Origin of the sequence: Bacillus sp. 103mf (assembly GCF_900116295.1) — a bacterium.
GTDB classification, from domain to species: domain Bacteria; phylum Bacillota; class Bacilli; order Bacillales; family Bacillaceae_G; genus Bacillus_A; species Bacillus_A bruguierae.
On sequence record NZ_FPAF01000007.1, the window covers coordinates 59,205 to 77,853 of the forward strand.

Here is an 18,649-nt window from a genome sequence, read left to right on the forward strand (position 1 = left end):
CATATGCAAAAGCATGAACAGGTGATGCGTCATATACAAAATCGTTTATTAGAAACACCATTTGTAAAAGTGGCGTACATTTTCGGATCTCATGCCAGAAAAGAAGCAACACCTTCTTCGGATTATGATATAGCGATTGAGACAACGCATATTTCAGTAGGTGAGTTTCAATGGCTTTTATTTCAATTAATGGAAGAGCTAAGCGGAGTGGGAAAAGTAGATGCGGTTCATTTGAATACATTGTCCGATAGCGAGTTGAAGCGTCATATTTTACGAGAAGGCCGGTTGTTTGCACAGCGTATATAAAAGAGTGGCGTCATTCATATCGCCGCTCTTTTTGTGTGAAATAGCATTATTAGCTGAAAATACTTTCCCTTACTTTTTAATCTACTGCACTTTTTGGAGCGTTACCATGGATTGTTCCATTTTCATCTTTTTTCGAAATTCTTCATGGGAGTTTTTACTACGGGATCTGTTTGGCATCTTATAAGATCTTATGTTAGAACAAGCCTGTTTTTAAAAAGAACAAGCTTCTTATTTTTGTCCTAAACATAGGATAAATGGAATCCACTGAAAGGATCCGACAAAGAATAAGGATTTTTATTAAAGGAGGAAAAGAGTAATGGGTGAAAGTTGCGAACATGGACATGGACATGGGCATCGTCACGGCAATGGCTTTGCGCTTTTAATCGTATTATTTATTTTGTTAATCATTATCGGCGCTAGCTGCTTTGGTGGCTGCGGTGGTTACGGTGGTTACGGTGGTTATGGTGGCGGTTATCCAGGCTACGGTTATGGCGGCGGCTTTTGTTGCTAATAAGCTAAAAACTATTGAAAATAGCCTTGTGCAGAGCACAGGGCTATTTTATTCACAGTTTAATATGTTGTGACAGTTTTTGAATGTAAAACGAGCGTATCAGGAAAAAGAAGATGATTTCAATGATGCCGAAGAGACCTAATATTAAAATTTCTTCTTTTAATAAAGAAAAAGAAAGTGTACTTTGTATGAATTTAATTGCAAATATTGTATGAATCGAAGCGATAACATAAGGAACGAAAAATAGGATTGCTAATTGAATGGTTGCTGAACATGTCATTTCGGCTTTTGTTAATCCAATCTTTGTAATGGTCTTATATTTTTCGGCTTCTCTAGTTAAATCGGTATACATACGGAAATAAAGAACGCTTCCTGCTCCCATGAAGAAAATAATGCCAAGAAATGTACCGATAAAGAAGTTGGCAACGTTCCAGCGTTTATCAACATATAATTCATCACTTGATGTAAAAATTCGGAAGGGAACGGCCTTATCCTGTTCTTCCTGCTGATCTGTATGTGGAGATACACTTTCTGCATCTTCTGTGGTCATATGCAAAATGCGCTTTGTAAGCGGCAGTGTATTTTCCCAATCATCTACTTGAAAATTATAGAACGCCATTGGTTCAAGATGTGGAATTTCATTGTCTACAGCATGATCTTGCAGTACGATCAAGTAAGCATAAGCGTTCTCCGGTATAATCGGTTTGGTAGCTATTTCTTTTATATGAAATTCTTTTTTATTAGATTGTAGCGTAATCTTTGTTTGTTTAAGAAAAGGATTTGTTAATAGCTCTAATGGTATTGGTGAATATCTTGGAACTATATATGTTTCATGTCCCGTTAATTGAACTTGAGGACGGTTTAGAAATTTAGCAAGAATATTATAGTCACTTTGCTTTATAATCCAAATTTCTTCATTAGCAGCCTTATCTTTATAAATAATTGCTTTATGCTTTTGGTAAGTAAATTTATCTGTACGTAATTCTGTTTCTAATGCTGCAATATGCTTTGCTTCTAAAATATTTCCTTCGTAAGATACATAAGTAAATGGAAAAGGAAATGCCTCTAGTATAGAAGCCTTTGTGTATTTATTAAAAGCATATAATGTTGTGATAGTCGTAAAAGTTATTACAGATAGCATTGTTACTACAAAAAGCATATTAATATTGATGCGAACGCGTGATGCTAAATCAGAGATCCATAGCATATTCGTTTTTTTCATATAAAAGCGTCGACGTTTTTTTAATATCCAAATGAAAAGAAAACTAGCCTGGGAGAATAGAAAATACGTCCCAATTGTAACGAGAGGAATAATGGCCAGAATAATGAGTAGACCAATCCCGTTTGTTAAACTTTTTTCTGTTATATAGCTTTGTGGATAAGCTGCAAAAATATAACCAGAAAATAGACATAGTAAACTAAAAATTGAAATGATAACAGAAGGCGATCTCTCCTTCTTTCCGCGAATTCCTCCTCTTAGAAGATGAACAATTTTTTGTGTTCGAATTAAAGCAGGTGTAAAGATAGATACAATTGTAAAGAGTATGAGAAATGTCGCTACAGTTGTCTGAATTGCTTCTGATGGCCAATATAAATAAAGGCCGTTAATACCTGAAATTTTTGATGTAATCAATAAGAAAAAGTTAGAAAATACAAGACCAGCTTGAATGCCAACAAAAATAGAAAGAAGCCCAATAATCATATTTTCTAAAAAAATAAGTCGTTTGAGTTGCCTGTGTGAAATACCTAAAATCGTTAAAACGCCAAACTGCTTTTTGCGTACGGTTAAAAACGTTCCAATTGAGTACACCAAAAAGAAAAAAGAAAACAGTACAATTACAAATTGTGTAAAACCAATTAAAGTGAAAAGAGGTCCTGTTTCTTTATAGCTTTGTATATGTTGTAAACGTGGATGATACCGATACACAGCAAATGAAAAGAACACCGTAATAGAAAATGAGCTGCTTAAAAAATAGGCAAAATAAGCTCTGGCATTGCGGATAACATTTCGTAATGCGAATTGCCAAAACTTCATCCACGTCTTCCTCCTAGTAATGCTAATACATCTAATATTTCTTGATAGAACCTTTCACGGTGCAGGCCGCGGTGCAGTTCATTATAAAGCTCACCGTCTTTAATAAAAATGATGCGGTTGCAATAACTAGCAGCAAATGGGTCATGTGTCACCATTAAAATTGTCGCTTGTTCTTCTTTATTTAACTTCGTAAATAGTTCCATTACATCAGTTGCAGCTTTTGAATCTAAGTTTCCTGTTGGTTCATCAGCAAGCAGTAATGAAGGTTTATGGATGACTGCACGGGCCACTGCGGTACGCTGTGCTTGTCCTCCGGAAACTTCAAAAATTCGTTTATTTAAAATATGATCGATCCCGAGTTTGTTTGAAATAGTATCTAGCTTTTCATCCATTTCAGCAAGTGGAACATTATCTAACGTCAAGGGCAAAACGATGTTTTCTCCAATTGTTAATGTGTCTAATAAGTTAAAGCTTTGAAATACAAATCCTAACTCTTGCCGGCGAAAGATAGCTAATTTTTCGTTGCGAAACGTATGAGGCTGTTTTCCGTTAATAAAGACTTCTCCTGCTGTAGGAGAATCGATGGTTGAAATAACATTTAATAAAGTTGATTTCCCGCTTCCGGACGGGCCCATAATCGCAACAAATTCTCCTTTATCTACATGTAAATTAATATTTTTTAAAGCAGTATGAGGGACTTTCCCCTCATACACTTTCGATACATTTCGAATATGTAGTACTTCTTCCATATATCAATCACCTTTCTAACGTTATAAATACATTTTAATTTTTCAACATTTTTGTCTAACTCGGCCTCCTAAGCCCTCATGTCTAAGAACCTTAGCCAACGGGCCTAAACAGTCGGCTCCGCTTTTCTTTATGATCCAGCTCCAGCGGCTAGAACAGTCGGTGGCTTCGCGTCTTGTTCTGAGCGAGCCGCTTCCGCTTTTCTTTATAAGTCGCTGCTATGCAGAATACAGGATGACCGCTACTTGCTTTCTCCTTTTGTTTTAAACCTTGCATGTGGTAGGAAAAGGCCCTGACCGTTTCTATGCGAGGCCAGATGCTCTTATCCCCCTAAAAAAAGGGATTTTTATGTCGGTTTTTTAACTTGTATATATATAAGGGAGGAACAATTTTTTCCTTATATTTTTTATAGTTTAATATGCTGGGACAACTTTTGCATATATAATGAACGAATTAAAAGGAAAAAGAGAATTTCAACCGTTCCAAAAATGATAAGGACAACACTAACCTCAGTAAACAAGGATAGTTTGATTATGCCTTTCCACATTTTTGCGGCAAACATCGTATGAATGGAAGCCATTATATATGGCACAAAAAATAAGATAGCAAGCTGAATGGTAGCTGACCGCTTCATTTCTGATTCTGTTAAGCCGATTTTTGTAATCGCAATATACTTGTCTTGTTCATTCGTTAAATCTGTATACATACGGAAGTAAAGTACGCTTCCAGCCCCGATAAAGAAGATAACACCAAGGAACGTACCAATAAAGAAAAAGGAAGCATTTTGTAGTTTCGTTTCATATAGTTGATTGCTTCCTTCAAAAGCTTCATATAAACGTTCTTCAGAATGAATTTGTTTGCGATCTGCATAAAGCTTTTCGATGAATGCGGCGGCTATTGTATGTGTATGTTCCCAATTTTGTACTTGGAAATTGTATAACGTCATATGTTTCATAGCATGTGATAGCGATTGTACCGTATTGTCGGATAAGACGAGTACATTTGGAATAATTCCAGAGGGTATCACATTTTTATCACCAATACCTTGCACGTGTAATTTCAAGGAATTTGGAGAAAGCGTAATTGACTGTTTTTGGTAGTCCCACTTACCAGTCATAATTTCATAAGAGTACCCAGGGAGTACATACGTTTCATCATCTTTCAAGAAAACCTTTTTATGATGGAGTGCAGTAGCTAACTGATTATAATCACTTTGTTTTAATACATACACTTCATCTTCATAAGAGGAATTTGTTCCTTTTTGTAGCGATATACCATATAAGTCTACTTTTATTTTTTTGTATTCAAATTTCTCATCTTTTAATCGCTGTTCTAACCAATCGATATGCTGCGAAGCGATTGGATTAGCATCATAGGAAAGATAAGTAAATGGAAATGGGTTATCTTTCACAATTTGTGTTTTTGTAAATTTACCAAAACCATATATGAAGGTCATCATGGTAAAGGCGAGAGTAGACAACATCGTTACTACAAAGAGCATATTAATATTTGTACGAATACGGCTTGCTAAATCAGAAATCCACAGCAAATTAATTCGTTTCATATAAAATTTCCGTCTTCTTTTCAACATATGAATGAGCAGAAAGCTAAATTGTGAAAAGAAAAAATATGTCCCGATTGCCACCAGTGTTGGAATGGAAAAAATACTAGATAAAATGTATAGTACACCAATCATATCACCTAGTGACATAAAGTAATTTGGACACATTGCTAGTGTGTATCCAGAAAGCAAGCATGAAATGCCAAACAAGGAAATGATAATGGATGGCTTCTTTTCTTTTTGATTTATTTTTCCTTCTTTTAAAAGACGTACAGCTTTTCTCGTTCGAATTAACACAGGGGTAAAAGCTGATACGAAGATAAAGAGTCCAAGAAAGGTTGACGTTGTTAACAGAATTGCACCTTTTGGAAAATATAAATATAATCCGGGCATGTGCGTAATTTTTGCTGTAACTAATAAGAAAAGTTGTGAAAAGACAATCCCAACTTGAATTCCGATAAAAATAGAAAGAAGCCCAATTAACATATTCTCAATGAAAATGAGTCGTTTTAATTGCTTTTTTGATATACCTAAAACAGTTAAAACGCCAAATTGCTTTTTTCGAACCTTTAAAAACGTACCGGTAGAATATAATAAAAAGAAAAATGAAAAGAATACAATAACAGCCTCAGATACCCCCATTAAGGTGTCGATACCGGAAGTTGTATCAGCATTTTGCAAACGAGGATGAAATAAATACACGGCAAATGAAAAGAAAATTGCAATGGAAAAGGAACTGCTTAGAAAGTAGGCAAAATAAGCACGGGAGTTACGTGTTACGTTCTTAAATGCAAATTGCCAAAATGTCATATTTTTATCCTCTCAGTCTTAAAATCATTCTTATATGTTGCAAAAGTGTATGAGGAAAGGATTCCTCATACACTTTGTCATAGAATTTCTATAAGCTATATAAATCCATTTTAATTTTTCGACATATAAGTCACTGCTATGCAGGTCAAAAAATGACCGTCTACGTGCCTTCTCACTTTGTTTTAAACCTTGCACGTGGCAGGGGAAAAGGCCCTGACCGCTTCTATGCATGGCCACATGCTCTTGCCTGTCTAAAAAGAACAGGTTTTTATGTCGGTTTTTTAACTTGTATTTCTATAAGTTAACCTTCATCTGTTTTGTTTATAGCATTATGGAAAATAATTTTGATACTTGTACCTTTGCCAACTTCAGAGTCTAGTTTGACAGAATGACCTAAATAGGAGCAAATTTTACTCACAATATATAAGCCCATACCAGTAGACTCTCCAAACACTCGTCCATTCTTTCCTGTATAAAACGGTTCAAATACACGGCGAATATCTTCCTGCGGAATACCGACACCTTCATCACGCACTTCTAAAATAATATCTTTTCCGCTTTGAACAGCAGATAAGAATACTTTTTTTCCTCTTTCTCCTGAATACCGAACCGCATTTGTCATTAACTGATAAATAATGAATTTCAGCCACTTTGCATCAGAAGCAACCATTAAATCAGAATGCACTTCTAAAACAGGAAAGACACCGTTTCGAATAAATAGCTCTTTTAAGCTATTTATATTTTTGGTGACCGCGTCTTTTAAAGAAATGGTTTCTACATGAAAGTCTTCATGGAAATTATTTAACCGTGCCATATATAATGCCATATCTAATCCTTGATTTAATTTTTCTAGCTCTTGTTTAAATTTTGGAATAAGATGTTCATCTTCCATTTCAAATACCATTAGCTGCATAACAGAAACGGGCGTTTTCATTTGATGTACCCATTGATTAATAAACATTTGATGCTCTTGCTGTTTTACTTCATATGCCTGCAATTCTTTTTGGAATAGACGATATTGTGTACGAACAAGTTCATTTACGCCATGCGGCATAGGAGCAGTTGCTCGCTCAATGAACGCATCTTCTATTTTGTCAGGCAGTTCACTTAGTCGTTTATATAATCTGCGATTTCGAACGTATCGATAAGCAAGAAAACAAATGAATAGATACAAACTTAGTACAATAAAATAAAATTTATTGTTTTTAAACCCATCAACGGAATCATACAAAACGAAGATGATCCCAAAGTTTAAAATATAAAGAAGTAAAAAGCCAATGTGATCACGTAAAAATAACTTCATTCTCTATTCACTCCAAGTTGCGTTTAACCGATAGCCTAAGCCACGTACCGTCTCGATCGCATTTTCAATTCCGAGCTCAGTAAACTTTTTACGAAGACGTGTAATATTTACGTTTAGTGTGTTCTCTTCAACAAAGCTTTCATCATCCCAAAGTGCAGATAACAAATCTTCTCGGCCTGCTGTACGAGGATGTTTAGAAAGAAGCATCTCTGCTAGAATTGCCTCTTTTTTTGTGAGTAATACTTGCTCATTCTTAAAATGAAGTTCTGGTCGTTCAGGATATAGTTTTAATCCTTCTACTTCAACAATACGTTCTGTCATACTTGGTGCATAGTCACCGTAAATGCGGCGTAATTGACCTTTAATTTTTGCCATCACTACATCATAGTGGAATGGCTTTGTAATATAATCATCAGCACCGCTTTCGATTGCCATAATTTGCTCCATTTCACCAGCGCGAGCAGAAATGAAAACAATTGGGCAAGTGGATTCATGACGAATTTGACGGCACCAGTAGAAACCATCAAACTTTGGTAAATTTACATCTAATAAAACAAGATGTGGTTTTGTATGATTAAATGAAGCCATAATATCATCAAAGTTATCTGCAACAACTGCTTCGTAACCGTATTTTTGAATGTGAGATTGCAGTAAAGATGAAATACTTGGATCATCTTCTATAATTAAAATCTTGTACATACGTAAATGCCTCCTCTAACTTTGTGTATATATAGTGTAACATTTGTTTTCTTCGTTTTCATTATGTTGAGGGTGCTCCATGTATAAATTTTCTCAATGTAAAGAGTACTTATATTTCTAATGAATCTATTTAAAATTATAAACCATTAATTTACAATTGTTTATGAACTTTAAGTGCCTTAACAATATTTTATAGTAGAGGAGTCTATAAATGAAAAAAACATGTTCCTTCTTGATGATTGTATGGGTGTGTATATTTGTATCTGCTTGTTCCAGTCAAACAAAATCAGAGACAGAAATGAAATCTGACAGTGGAAAAAATTCCACAACGTCTCAACCGAATGTAAAAGTTAAGCCTTATAAAGAACCATTAACTCAAGTAGGAGATAAGGCACAGCATCCACTTGGAATGTTTGTCTTGAACCAATTGAGTGAACCAAATACGACTATTGAACTGGGGCCACTCAATATCAAAGTGGAGCGAATTAAAATCGTACGGAGCACAGAATTAAGTGATATCGGAAAGTATAATTTAGAAGAACGAGGATTGAATACAGAGGAAATGAATGCAATTCAACTAACAACCACTTTAGAAAATACTTCGGATCAACCGCTTGATTTGGGGAAAGGTCCCATAAAAACACTAGTTTTAAGTAACGGAGAACAAGTAGATGTGTATAAAATGAGTGCAGATCCGAAAGAGCGGAGCTTAAAAGCAAGAGAAAAAATGAAATTTACGTTAATCTGTTTTCTATCACAAGTTCCAGGGGATTTAAAGGATGTAAAAGTGACTACAGACGTAGTGCGAGATAAAACGACCAATAATGAGGTAAGCGCTCTGAAAACCGTAGAGATTAAAATGTGAGTAAAAAAGGGATGAACCAAGCCTACATGGCTTGGTTCATTCCTTTTTATTTTATAATTAAAATGTACAATAACTAACAACTGGACTAGATGAACCCGTTTTAATAAAATAATCAGGAGCATAACCATAATTTAGATCGCCGCGCCAATAATTATCATGTACCAAATCCCAAACTTTACTTCCATAGTAGGATTCACCATTAACATAGCAGTATAAAAAGAGGCTGTTCCCATCTGGAATATCTGTTTCAGTCCGCGTACCATTTATTGTTGGAGTGTTACGAAGATCCAAACCTGCACCACCAGTTTTTTGAACTGGGTAGAACCCCTGAGCATGGGTTACTGATTGATCTGCAAACAAAACAGAACCAGCTACTGCTATTGAAGCTATTGAGAATGCAATCTTTTTAAACATGTCTTACCTCCTAGTATATTTTTATTTATTTTAATAGGGGATTCCCCCCTCATGCCTATCAAACTAAGATAGGTAAATATTTAATTTTTCTTGGTAAGCATGAGGGAGTATCCCCTGAAAATATATTGCTCTACTATAAAATACATATAAAAAATGGTAAAAACAACAATAAAAGTAAGATTTCGTTATTTCTCAACTTTTGTCTTTACTTATTATTCTCAAACCAGTTTTTAAATGTTTCTCGAGATTGTTCCCCTAAAATTCGATTTATTTCTTTTCCATCTTTATAAGAAATAATTGTAGGTGTCCCTTTTATTTGAAACATATTCCAACCATTTTGATAATCTTCTAAATTCATAACTTGCATATCAATATTCATATCTTTAGCCAAAGGAACTACAATTGGGGAAATTCTTGAGCAATGAGGACATGCTGGCTTGTAAAAATAAACAATTTTTGTTTTGTGATTTGAAATATCTTGTTGTAATTGTTCTGGTGTAATTTGATTTTCATAATAATTAATTGTTTCTACACTTGTTGTTTTCTCGCTGTTTGTTTCCTTATTTGTGATAAAAGTAATGATTACAAGTATCGAAAGGATAGTGATAGCAAAAATAAGCATTTTTTTCATATACTTTGTCTCTCCCCTATTTCATTTAATAAGAATACAATTACAAATGATAATGATAAGAAATGCTATTGTTATAAATCCAAATTAAAAAATCGACATAAAACCCCTTTCTTTTTCGATGAAAAAGAGCATCTGGCCATGCATAGAAGCGGTCAGGGACTATTTCTGCCACATGCAAGGTTTAAAACAAAAGGAGAAAGTAAGTAGCGGTTATGTTGCATTCTGCATAACGGCGACTGATATGTCGAAAAATTAAAATGGATATATAGAGAACTTATAATTACAATGAAGAGTTCAAAAGTTATTATAAATTATTAATTGATTATTTCGAATATTTTTTATGGAATATTTTCGGAATTGATATTGAGAAAATTTTCCTTCCAAATATTAGCTTGCTATGTATTGATGCTCCCGCGGTTAGGTACAGTAGTGATGAAATTGACAAATTTAAGAAATGAATTTAATATTTAGATAAATATCTAAATGTCTAATTAATGAAAGGAAGAAAGACATTGAATCAAGCATTTAAAGCGTTAGCAGATCCAACAAGGCGCAAAATTTTAGACTTATTAAAAGAAGGAAACTTAACAGCAGGAGAAATTGCCGATCACTTCAACATGACAAAGCCGAGTATTTCTCATCACTTAAATGCGCTCAAAAACGCAGAGCTTATTCAAGATGAGAAAAAAGGACAGTTTGTTGTGTATTCATTAAATACGACTGTGTTTCAAGATTTGTTAACATGGGTGTTTACGTTTACGAATAGAGGAGAATAGAGGGGGATGGAAAGTGAGGAAGCATATTGTTCCATGGCTGTTAATTTTCACAATCGCAATAGGCTGGTATATAGCCTGGCCATATTTACCAGAGCAAATTCCAAGGCATTACAATATCGAAGGAGAGGTAGACGGATATTTTTCTAAAGTAAGCATTATATCTTTTTCGATGGGAAGTATGATATTTTTCTATATTGTTTGGATTTTCATAAGAAGAATTGATTTAACAAAAGGAGAGTATAAATACTTTGCTAAGGCCCTTTCAAAGATTAATTATATGATTCTTATCACCATATTTGGTTCTAACATATTGGGTATACTTCATTCCGTAGGTTATGATGTGAAAGGTTCTGTAATAGTCAATTTTGCACTTGGTACGCTATCGATTATATTAGGGAACTATATGCAACAAACGAAACCAAATTACTTAATTGGGATTCGTACATCTTGGACATTAGAGAATAAAGAAGTATGGCGCAAAACCCATCGATTTGCTTCGAAATCAATGGTAATCGCAGGCTTCTTTGTATATGCTGCGGCTCTTTTGAAAGACCCTATTAATCTATTTATTGGGGCAGGTATCGTGCTATTAGGTGCTATTATCCCGACGATAAAATCTTATTCTATTTATAAAAAAGAAATAGGATTAGAAGGCAAATCATAAAAGTATGGTAGAGGGGGATACATGAGATGAAGAAACATATTTTCGTCATTATTCTTCTTTGTATTTTGAAGACTTTCCACGTTTGCGAGGCTTATGGAAAGTCTTCTTTTTATTTGTAGAGAGGAGAGGGAGGGCTTTGCATCTCTGTTTTCATATGTCAATTTAATGTTGACTAAAATTATAAGTGTTTTTTTATATTGTGCTATTACAAGATTGATAAATTAAAACTTATACCATTTTATCTATTGTAAAATAAACATATCAAAGGCTAAAATTAGGATAAAAATGTAAGGATTGGTGAAATGGTGAAAACTGTATTAGAATACACCCTACTAATAATCAATTTTCTTCTTTTAACACCATTATTAACAAGGATGGTCGATAGAATCGGTGAATGGGATGCTATCTCTTTTGTTTGTCCCCTCATTTCAGTTTTGGCTATAAACATTTTGTTAAGAAAGAATCGAGTTAAGACCATTCACTGGAAAGTGAACTTTATAGGACATATTGTAATCGGTGTAACACCAATTATTTACCTTGTTTACATATTTATACTACTTTAATTAATAGAATTTTTGAGAGCAATACAAAATAATTGCTGATGTAGTTGATGGATCAGTTGCATAACTAATTCGGTTAGATACACAAGAAATAAGAGGTTTATTGCAATTATTACAAAGATTTGAACTATATTCGTCATCGTAATTATTGTGGATATAGCAGCAACCGTCGATTTTATCACACCTTTTTCCGCACTACTTGTATCCTCCTGGTAAACAAAAATTAAAGAATCCTTTTACTGTATAAGCATCTGGGGTAACTCTAGCCTATAGAATCTTCGGAATGACGGCATTTTCTTCAGAAAGCCAAGAAAGAATTTGAAGAACTAGATTTGTAATAAGGGCTCCCTGTATCACTTAATCTATGAACACATAAAAAGAAGAGAATTTAAAATACATCTTAATATGAAATATTGCATATTAAAATGTATTGATAAAGGTGTGTACGCTTACTATAATAAAAGCATAAAGACGTAACACATCTTAATATTTAAAAAGAGGAGGAAATAATATGGCAATCGCAATGGCAGTTTTAAAATTTTTAGGTGGATTACTTCCATTTGTACAAGAGCTTTTAAAAGCATTTATGTAAGTTCATTATTTAGCAATTATGTATAGCAATTATGTATAGCAATTATGTATAACAATTATTATACAAATGACCTGTATATCAAAGATGAATTGATGTGCAGGTCATTTGTATGAGCAAAGTCCTTTATTGTAATGTAAAACAGGAGCGATTAGAGTGCCAATTATATGGAAAGCTAATCGCTATTTTTTATGCTCCTCTACTATATTTAAAATGCGTCAACTTCTTTTGAAAAAAAAGAAAAGAGAATGAAACGAATATAAGCAATTAGAATGATTCAAGATCATTTATATTTGTTGTATCAAGCTATATAACAAAACAACAAGCATAAGGTATGAAAAAAAGTTCTGTTTTAAAAGAGTATTTTCCCTGATATGCAGATATAATATTATATTAAAATAGTTATATTAAGGTGTAATCATAATATGAATCTTATATCAGTAATCTATTTATTATATTTTATCCCGCTATTCGTGGGCAGTAATACTCCCACCTCAAAATGCAGCGAAAGCAAAGAAGTTAGGAGGGAGATAAACTGCCCGTAAAAGCCCGATTGGGAGGGCTAATAATCAGTGGTGGATGAAGAAAACCCCCACTGATTAAAGTTTCACTTTATTTACATAACAACAAAGTTTTCGAAAAAAGACAGAAAGAAAAAAGCCGCTTTTCCATTTAGAAGAGTGGCTTTTTTTAAACCTTACATAAATGTAAGGTTTATGTAAGAGAAATAGATAGCCGGTTATTATTGAGAATGTTATAGTAACAAGGTGATTTGGAAAGGAATTTTAATATAATTTTTTATATAACAATTCAAATTGTGTAAGGAAGTGTGATCGTGGCAACAGTAATGATGAGATAGGATAAAGCGAGGGATATAGTAATGAAGACAGTGTTAGAAGCTAAAGATATTAGAAAAGTATATAATACCGGTGGAAATACATACGAAGCGTTAAAAGGCATTAACTTGCAAGTGAAAGAAGGCGAGTTCGTTGGAATTATGGGGCCGTCTGGATCAGGGAAAACAACTTTATTAAATGTTCTTTCTACAATTGATAACGCGACGAGCGGTGAAATTTTAATTGATGGAAATGATATTGTGAAAATGAATGATGATAAATTAGCGTTGTTCCGTCGTGATCACTTAGGGTTCATTTTCCAAGATTATAATTTATTAGATACGTTAACGGTAAAAGAAAACATTGCGCTCCCACTTGCACTATCAAAAGTAAAGACAAGTGAAATTGACCGCCGTGTTCTTGAAATCGCGAAAAAGTTTGGCATTGATCATATTTTAGATCAATATCCATACCAAGTATCTGGTGGGCAAAAACAGCGCTGTGCAGCTTCTCGTGCCATTGTTACAAATCCAAGTATGATTTTTGGAGACGAGCCAACGGGGGCGCTAGATTCTAATTCTGCAACTGATTTATTGGAGAGTTTGAAAGCATTAAATGAATATGACCAATCGACAATTTTAATGGTTACACATGATGCATTTGCCGCAAGTTATTGTAAGCGCGTTATTTTTATTAAAGATGGTGAGTTATTTAAAGAACTGCACAAAGGAGAATTAATACGCAAGCAGTTTTTCGAGCGAGTATTAGACGTAATGTCTACGATCTCTGGAGGTGCAGTAGATGACGTTATCTAGTATTGCCTTTCGCAATATAAAGCGTAACTTTAAAGATTATGCTTTATATTTTATGTCGATGATTTTTAGCATCGTCATTTATTTTACATTTGCATCGCTTCAATATAATACGCAAATGGAAAAAGCAGCGGAAGGATCAAAGAAAATTAGCGGTGCATTCCAAGTTTCTAGCGTGATGCTCATTATTTTCGTAGCGGTATTTATTATTTATTCCAATGGTTTCTTTACACGTAAACGGAAAAAAGAAGTTGGTTTATATTCTTTACTAGGAATTCGTAAACGCCAAATTGGGAAAATGTTGTTTTATGAGAATATGTTAATGGGGTTAATGTCGCTAGTAATTGGTATTGTAATTGGCAGCGTACTGTCTAAGTTATTCCTTGAATTATTAGTAGGCTTGATGGGACTTGATTTACAAGTTCATTTTGAGGTGCCGCTAGCGGCGATTATAAATACAGTTATTGTATTCTTTCTTATTATTTTATACACGTCGTTGCAAGGATATCGTTTAATTTATCGCTTTAAACTTATTGAGTTGTTCCGTGCTGAGCGCGAAGGAGAACAAATGCCAAAAGAATCTATTATGATGGCATGTACCGCTGTATTCTTAATAGGTTCTGGGTATTTCTTATCACTTATGTTTACGAAAGCTATTAAATACGCAGAATTCATGATGATCGCATTTTATATTTTATTTGCGACCGTACTTGGTACGTATTTATTATTTATGTTCTTTACAGTTGTTGTTTTAAGAAGAGCAAGAAATCATAAATCATCCTTTTATAATGGAATGAATATGGTAACAACATCTCAGCTTTTATACCGCATTAAAGGAAATGCAAAATCTTTGGCGACAATTGCTATTTTGAGCGCGATAACATTAACGGCTGTTGGTACATCTGTTACGACGTATTATAATACATTTACTCAGGCGAAAGAGTTTGCGCCGTATAGTTTTTCTTATGAGAAAAAAGATGCCGCTTTCGAACAAAAGGTGAATGCACTCTTCGCAGAAGAGAAAAAGCATAATCCAATTACAGAGCAATTTGAAATTGAAATGGTTCCAATGAAAGGGAAATTTACAGGCGAAAAAGCAGATATAAGTATGAATGTTCATTATATGATGACAGAGCGATATCAACTTGTATCGCAATCCGCCTTCAATACAATTGCGAAAAAAATGGATGTGGATGCGGTAAGTTTAACTGCTGAGGAAGCATTTGTATTTGATGGCATGTACAGCGAAGGACATGAATTTAGTACAGCATATAAAGGAAACAAAGCAGTGTTTCCTATTGGGAATGAAACGAAGACATTAACAATTAAAGGTGCTGAAGGTCGTAACGTTACGAATTTAGGAGAATTAGTTGTTGTTGTGCCAGATGACGTATACGAGCAGGCGAAAAAGACAGCTGAAACAAGAGTTGTTAAAAATATTAATGTGAAAAATGAGAAAGACAGTAAATCATTAACGGAGAAGTTAGTAAAGACTATGCCGAGAGAGTCTGAAACTGCACCGGTCTTTAGAGATTTCTATACAGGATTTAAAGGCGGAATGGAAGCAACGGGGATGATGATGTTTATTGGCGTTTTCTTAGGGCTTGTATTCTTACTTGCAACAGGGTCTATCATTTACTTTAAACAGTTAACAGAAGCAAATGCAGACCGTGACCGTTACGTCGTTCTTCGTAAAATTGGGGTAACGAAGCAAGAAATGAAGAAAGCGATCGCAAAACAGATCTTCTTTATCTTTGCGATTCCATTGCTAGTTGGAATTTTGCATAGCTTATTTGCGTTAAAAGGATTATCAAATTTATTGCCGTTTGAAATTTTAATTCCATTATTAATGAGTATTGGAGTATATAGTGTTATCTATATTGGCTATTACTTCTTAACAGTTCGTTCTTACTTGAAGATTGTAAGTGAAAAGTAGTAGAAAAAGGAGTTGATCAAAAAGTGGACTTTTTGGTCAGCTCCTTTTTTGTTAAGTATGTATGTCGTATTATTTATCTGTTACAACTGATGCAACATACGGTAAGTTACGGTATTTCTCAGCACAGTCGATGCCGTAGCCAACGATGAATTCATCCGGGATCACGAAGCCGACATATTCAGCTGTTAAATCAACTTTACGGCGTTCTGGTTTATCAAGAAGCGTACAGAATTTTAATGTTTTTGGTTTATGCATCAAGAAATGGTCTTTTAAGAAATGAAGCGTTAAACCAGAATCAATAATATCTTCTACTACGATTACGTTTTTATCAGTAATATTTACATCGATGTCTTTTAGTAACTTCACTTTTCCAGTTGTTGTTGTTTGGTTTCCATAGCTAGATGCAGAAATGAAGTCAATTGTTACATCATTTTTAATATGGCGAATTAAATCTGCTGCAAATACGAAAGAACCTTTTAATACAGCAATCACAAAAATTTCTTCTCCTTCAAAATCGCATTCAATTTGCATTGCTAATTCTTTTACTTTTTCTTGCAGTTGTTCTTGTGAGATTAAAGTGTCTTTTATTTGAATATCCATTGAAAGCCTCCTACATTATAAAACTTATGAACAGTTTGACTGTAAAGGATTGATAGGAAAAAGTCAAAAAAGAGAGTACTTACTTTAAATGGAAGATACAGAAGATTTAGAATATAATAGAGTGAAAAAGCAGGTGAACTATGCGGAAACTTATAGCGAGTCTTGTTCATATTTGTTTGCTTACGGTGACATTTACGATGTTAGTCTGTCTGCCAACATTATTTGTAGATGGAAAAGATGTAGGATTTTATGTGAAACCGTTTCTCTCCCAAATTGCAAATGTTTTCTCTTCGATGTTACATCCTTCACAGCTAAAGATGACCATTGGAACGCAAGTGAGGACCATTCCAGATCATGTAGAAGTATTTGCGGTGCAAAAAAGAGAATACCCGCTCTTTCCTGTTGTGATAAAGCCTTATGTATATTCAATTGGACTTATTTTTGGCGCATTTGTTGTATCCGTTTTGTTAGCGGTTATCAGTAGTATAGGAACTGCTATGCTGCCAAGAAATATTCGCATAATAATAGAAGGATTTGTATCCATTCTTAAAACAGTTCCAGATGTTTTTTTTATTTTCTTTATGCAGCTTCTCGTCATAAGTGTATATCGAAATATAGACTTTTTAGTATTGAATCCAATTTCTACAGAACAAAATCCATCCATCGTACTACCGATCCTCATTCTATCTCTTTTACCAACTATCTCATTATTTCAACTGCAACTATTACTTATCCGTGAGGAACAAAAGCAAGATTATGTTACTTTCGCAAGAGCGCGAGGCTTTAGTGAAATGTATATTTTATGTAAGCATATTTTTCGTAATGTTATTGTTTCTGTTATGAATCACCTGCAATATATATTGCTAGTTCTCGTGACAAATTTGCTCATTTTTGAATATCTGTTTCATGCAAAAGGGATATTGTCCATTATAATGAGCGGTCAAGATCCAGCGGTCATTGTGTATTTGCTTTTGCTTTTTATCGTACCTATTTATGGAGTCGTTCTATTTCTACAATGGAGAAAGGAGAAGATGTATGCATAGGTACTTCCATATTATATTTGTTACCGTTGTTTTTCTTTTGCTTCTTATAAGTTTTTTCCTGCCATATGTACAGCATGAACCTGCGGTGAAACAATATCGTTATGATGAAAGTGACACACTTGTAGAAGCGGCACCATTCTCTCCATCTCGTGAGTATTGGTTTGGAACAGATCGAAGAGGAGAAGATTTATTTTATAAGATAATGGACGGGGCAAAATATACGATTTTCATTGCATTATTTGTTGCGGTTGTAAGAGTCATTGTATCGCTATGTATAGGTTTTTTAATGAGTAATGTAAAAAGAAAATCAGCTTTCTTCCATCACTTTGTGATGAATTTGCAGTTATTTCCGCAAACAATATTTTGCTTTTTCTTACTCACTCCTTTCGTTATATATGAAATACGAACAGAACAGGTCGTCACAAATATTCAATTATTATATATACAAATTGCTGTGTTCATTCTCGTTGCCGTTCCGAGTTTAACACGGTTATTTCAGCAAGAAATTCAGCAGCTTTGGCAGAAGGAGTATGTGCAAAGCTCATTCTTATTGGGTGGAAGTAAAGGGCATGTATTTAGAACGCATCTTATTAAAGCATTAGGCCCACAAATTGTATTTCAAGTTGGAGAGCAAATGGTACAAGTGCTCCTTCTTATGCTGCATTTGTCTATTTTTAAATTGTTTCTCGGAGGAACGAAGATTGTTTCCGGACAAACGCACGATGAATTTAATTTGTATTTCCCATATTTAAACGAATGGTCCAATTTAATTAGCTATTATTATGTAGAGCTCATGATTGAACCAAGAATTATTATGATTCCAGTTCTGCTTTATATGATTCTATTATTTTGCATGACGAAAATTGTGAATGGGTATAAGGAATTACAGTTTGAGAAAGGAAGATTGTAGGAAAGAAAAAACAAATATCTCTTTATATATGAGTTAAAAAA

Annotated in this window: 17 protein-coding genes and 2 pseudogenes; 11 read left to right on the top strand and 8 right to left on the bottom strand. The window is 34.0% G+C overall.

Annotated features, from left to right (window positions below):
- Positions 1–3: 3 nt before the first annotated feature.
- Entirely contained in the window at positions 4–306 is a 303-nt protein-coding gene (locus tag BM350_RS16645) for a nucleotidyltransferase family protein (protein ID WP_090920482.1), read from the top strand.
- 316 nt (positions 307–622) lie between these two features.
- Positions 623–817, top strand: coding sequence for a YjcZ family sporulation protein (locus BM350_RS16650; protein WP_090920485.1), 195 nt, complete (start codon positions 623–625; stop codon positions 815–817).
- Positions 818–869: 52 nt separating this feature from the next.
- Here the strand turns inward: BM350_RS16650 and BM350_RS16655 are convergent, their stop codons facing one another.
- The 5 genes from BM350_RS16655 to BM350_RS16680 all read right to left on the bottom strand — a co-directional run bounded on the left by BM350_RS16655 (position 870) and on the right by BM350_RS16680 (position 7,972).
- Complete coding sequence (locus BM350_RS16655; RefSeq protein WP_090920487.1) at positions 870–2,852, bottom strand: FtsX-like permease family protein; 1,983 nt, start codon at positions 2,850–2,852, stop codon at positions 870–872.
- Positions 2,849–3,601, bottom strand: coding sequence for an ABC transporter ATP-binding protein (locus BM350_RS16660; RefSeq protein ID WP_090920490.1), 753 nt, complete (start codon positions 3,599–3,601; stop codon positions 2,849–2,851). Before BM350_RS16660 ends, BM350_RS16655 begins: the two co-directional genes overlap by 4 nt.
- Positions 3,602–4,005: 404 nt before the next feature.
- Positions 4,006–5,970, bottom strand: coding sequence for an FtsX-like permease family protein (locus BM350_RS16665; RefSeq protein WP_090916663.1), 1,965 nt, complete (start codon positions 5,968–5,970; stop codon positions 4,006–4,008).
- Between the two features lie 301 nt (positions 5,971–6,271).
- On the bottom strand, positions 6,272–7,273 hold the full coding sequence (locus BM350_RS16675) for a sensor histidine kinase (RefSeq protein WP_090916660.1): 1,002 nt from the start codon (positions 7,271–7,273) through the stop codon (positions 6,272–6,274).
- Positions 7,274–7,276: 3 nt separating this feature from the next.
- The gene (locus BM350_RS16680) at positions 7,277–7,972 is read right to left on the bottom strand and encodes a response regulator transcription factor (protein ID WP_090916658.1); all 696 of its coding nucleotides are present in this window, start codon (positions 7,970–7,972) and stop codon (positions 7,277–7,279) included.
- 211 nt (positions 7,973–8,183) lie between these two features.
- Between BM350_RS16680 and BM350_RS16685 the strand changes: the two genes are divergently transcribed.
- Positions 8,184–8,837, top strand: a complete 654-nt coding sequence (locus BM350_RS16685) for a hypothetical protein (RefSeq protein WP_090916656.1) — start codon at positions 8,184–8,186, stop codon at positions 8,835–8,837.
- Between the two features lie 57 nt (positions 8,838–8,894).
- Here BM350_RS16685 and BM350_RS16690 read toward each other — a convergent pair whose 3' ends face one another.
- Positions 8,895–9,251 (bottom strand): hypothetical protein, encoded by a 357-nt coding sequence (locus tag BM350_RS16690; protein ID WP_090916654.1) that lies wholly within the window; start codon positions 9,249–9,251, stop codon positions 8,895–8,897.
- Between the two features lie 205 nt (positions 9,252–9,456).
- Positions 9,457–9,882: a thioredoxin family protein gene (locus BM350_RS16695; protein WP_090916652.1), complete on the bottom strand. Its 426-nt coding sequence runs from the start codon at positions 9,880–9,882 to the stop codon at positions 9,457–9,459.
- Between the two features lie 512 nt (positions 9,883–10,394).
- Here BM350_RS16695 and BM350_RS16700 point away from each other — a divergent pair.
- The 6 genes and pseudogenes from BM350_RS16700 to BM350_RS16730 all read left to right on the top strand — a co-directional run bounded on the left by BM350_RS16700 (position 10,395) and on the right by BM350_RS16730 (position 16,055).
- Positions 10,395–10,658, top strand: a complete 264-nt coding sequence (locus tag BM350_RS16700) for an autorepressor SdpR family transcription factor (protein WP_090916650.1) — start codon at positions 10,395–10,397, stop codon at positions 10,656–10,658.
- Positions 10,659–10,671: 13 nt separating this feature from the next.
- Positions 10,672–11,322 carry an SdpI family protein gene (locus tag BM350_RS16705; protein WP_090916648.1) on the top strand — a complete coding sequence of 217 codons (651 nt, stop codon included), beginning with the start codon at positions 10,672–10,674 and terminating at the stop codon, positions 11,320–11,322.
- A 965-nt stretch (positions 11,323–12,287) separates the two neighbouring features.
- A pseudogene (locus tag BM350_RS28065) lies at positions 12,288–12,474 on the top strand (hypothetical protein).
- A 130-nt stretch (positions 12,475–12,604) separates the two neighbouring features.
- A pseudogene (locus tag BM350_RS26325) lies at positions 12,605–12,782 on the top strand (IS4 family transposase); the annotation flags it as partial.
- Between the two features lie 569 nt (positions 12,783–13,351).
- Positions 13,352–14,122, top strand: coding sequence for an ABC transporter ATP-binding protein (locus tag BM350_RS16725; protein ID WP_090916642.1), 771 nt, complete (start codon positions 13,352–13,354; stop codon positions 14,120–14,122).
- Positions 14,109–16,055 (top strand): ABC transporter permease, encoded by a 1,947-nt coding sequence (locus tag BM350_RS16730; RefSeq protein ID WP_090916640.1) that lies wholly within the window; start codon positions 14,109–14,111, stop codon positions 16,053–16,055. Before BM350_RS16725 ends, BM350_RS16730 begins: the two co-directional genes overlap by 14 nt.
- 69 nt (positions 16,056–16,124) lie before the next feature.
- Here the strand turns inward: BM350_RS16730 and hpt are convergent, their stop codons facing one another.
- On the bottom strand, positions 16,125–16,655 hold the full coding sequence (gene hpt / locus BM350_RS16735; protein ID WP_090916638.1) for a hypoxanthine phosphoribosyltransferase: 531 nt from the start codon (positions 16,653–16,655) through the stop codon (positions 16,125–16,127).
- A 140-nt stretch (positions 16,656–16,795) separates the two neighbouring features.
- On the opposite strand from hpt, the gene BM350_RS16740 reads away from it, so the two are divergent.
- Complete coding sequence (locus BM350_RS16740) at positions 16,796–17,698, top strand: ABC transporter permease subunit (RefSeq protein ID WP_090916636.1); 903 nt, start codon at positions 16,796–16,798, stop codon at positions 17,696–17,698.
- Positions 17,691–18,608, top strand: coding sequence for an ABC transporter permease subunit (locus BM350_RS16745; protein ID WP_090916634.1), 918 nt, complete (start codon positions 17,691–17,693; stop codon positions 18,606–18,608). Before BM350_RS16740 ends, BM350_RS16745 begins: the two co-directional genes overlap by 8 nt.
- The last annotated feature ends 41 nt before the right edge of the window (positions 18,609–18,649 follow it).

Coding starts and splice junctions, on each gene's coding strand:
- BM350_RS16645 (WP_090920482.1), top strand. CDS start 4: ATGCAAAAGCATGAACAGGTGATGCGTCATATACAAAATCGTTTATTA.
- BM350_RS16650 (WP_090920485.1), top strand. CDS start 623: ATGGGTGAAAGTTGCGAACATGGACATGGACATGGGCATCGTCACGGC.
- BM350_RS16655 (WP_090920487.1), bottom strand. CDS start 2,852: ATGAAGTTTTGGCAATTCGCATTACGAAATGTTATCCGCAATGCCAGA.
- BM350_RS16660 (WP_090920490.1), bottom strand. CDS start 3,601: ATGGAAGAAGTACTACATATTCGAAATGTATCGAAAGTGTATGAGGGG.
- BM350_RS16665 (WP_090916663.1), bottom strand. CDS start 5,970: ATGACATTTTGGCAATTTGCATTTAAGAACGTAACACGTAACTCCCGT.
- BM350_RS16675 (WP_090916660.1), bottom strand. CDS start 7,273: ATGAAGTTATTTTTACGTGATCACATTGGCTTTTTACTTCTTTATATT.
- BM350_RS16680 (WP_090916658.1), bottom strand. CDS start 7,972: ATGTACAAGATTTTAATTATAGAAGATGATCCAAGTATTTCATCTTTA.
- BM350_RS16685 (WP_090916656.1), top strand. CDS start 8,184: ATGAAAAAAACATGTTCCTTCTTGATGATTGTATGGGTGTGTATATTT.
- BM350_RS16690 (WP_090916654.1), bottom strand. CDS start 9,251: ATGTTTAAAAAGATTGCATTCTCAATAGCTTCAATAGCAGTAGCTGGT.
- BM350_RS16695 (WP_090916652.1), bottom strand. CDS start 9,882: ATGAAAAAAATGCTTATTTTTGCTATCACTATCCTTTCGATACTTGTA.
- BM350_RS16725 (WP_090916642.1), top strand. CDS start 13,352: ATGAAGACAGTGTTAGAAGCTAAAGATATTAGAAAAGTATATAATACC.
- BM350_RS16730 (WP_090916640.1), top strand. CDS start 14,109: ATGACGTTATCTAGTATTGCCTTTCGCAATATAAAGCGTAACTTTAAA.
- hpt (WP_090916638.1), bottom strand. CDS start 16,655: ATGGATATTCAAATAAAAGACACTTTAATCTCACAAGAACAACTGCAA.
- BM350_RS16740 (WP_090916636.1), top strand. CDS start 16,796: ATGCGGAAACTTATAGCGAGTCTTGTTCATATTTGTTTGCTTACGGTG.
- BM350_RS16745 (WP_090916634.1), top strand. CDS start 17,691: ATGCATAGGTACTTCCATATTATATTTGTTACCGTTGTTTTTCTTTTG.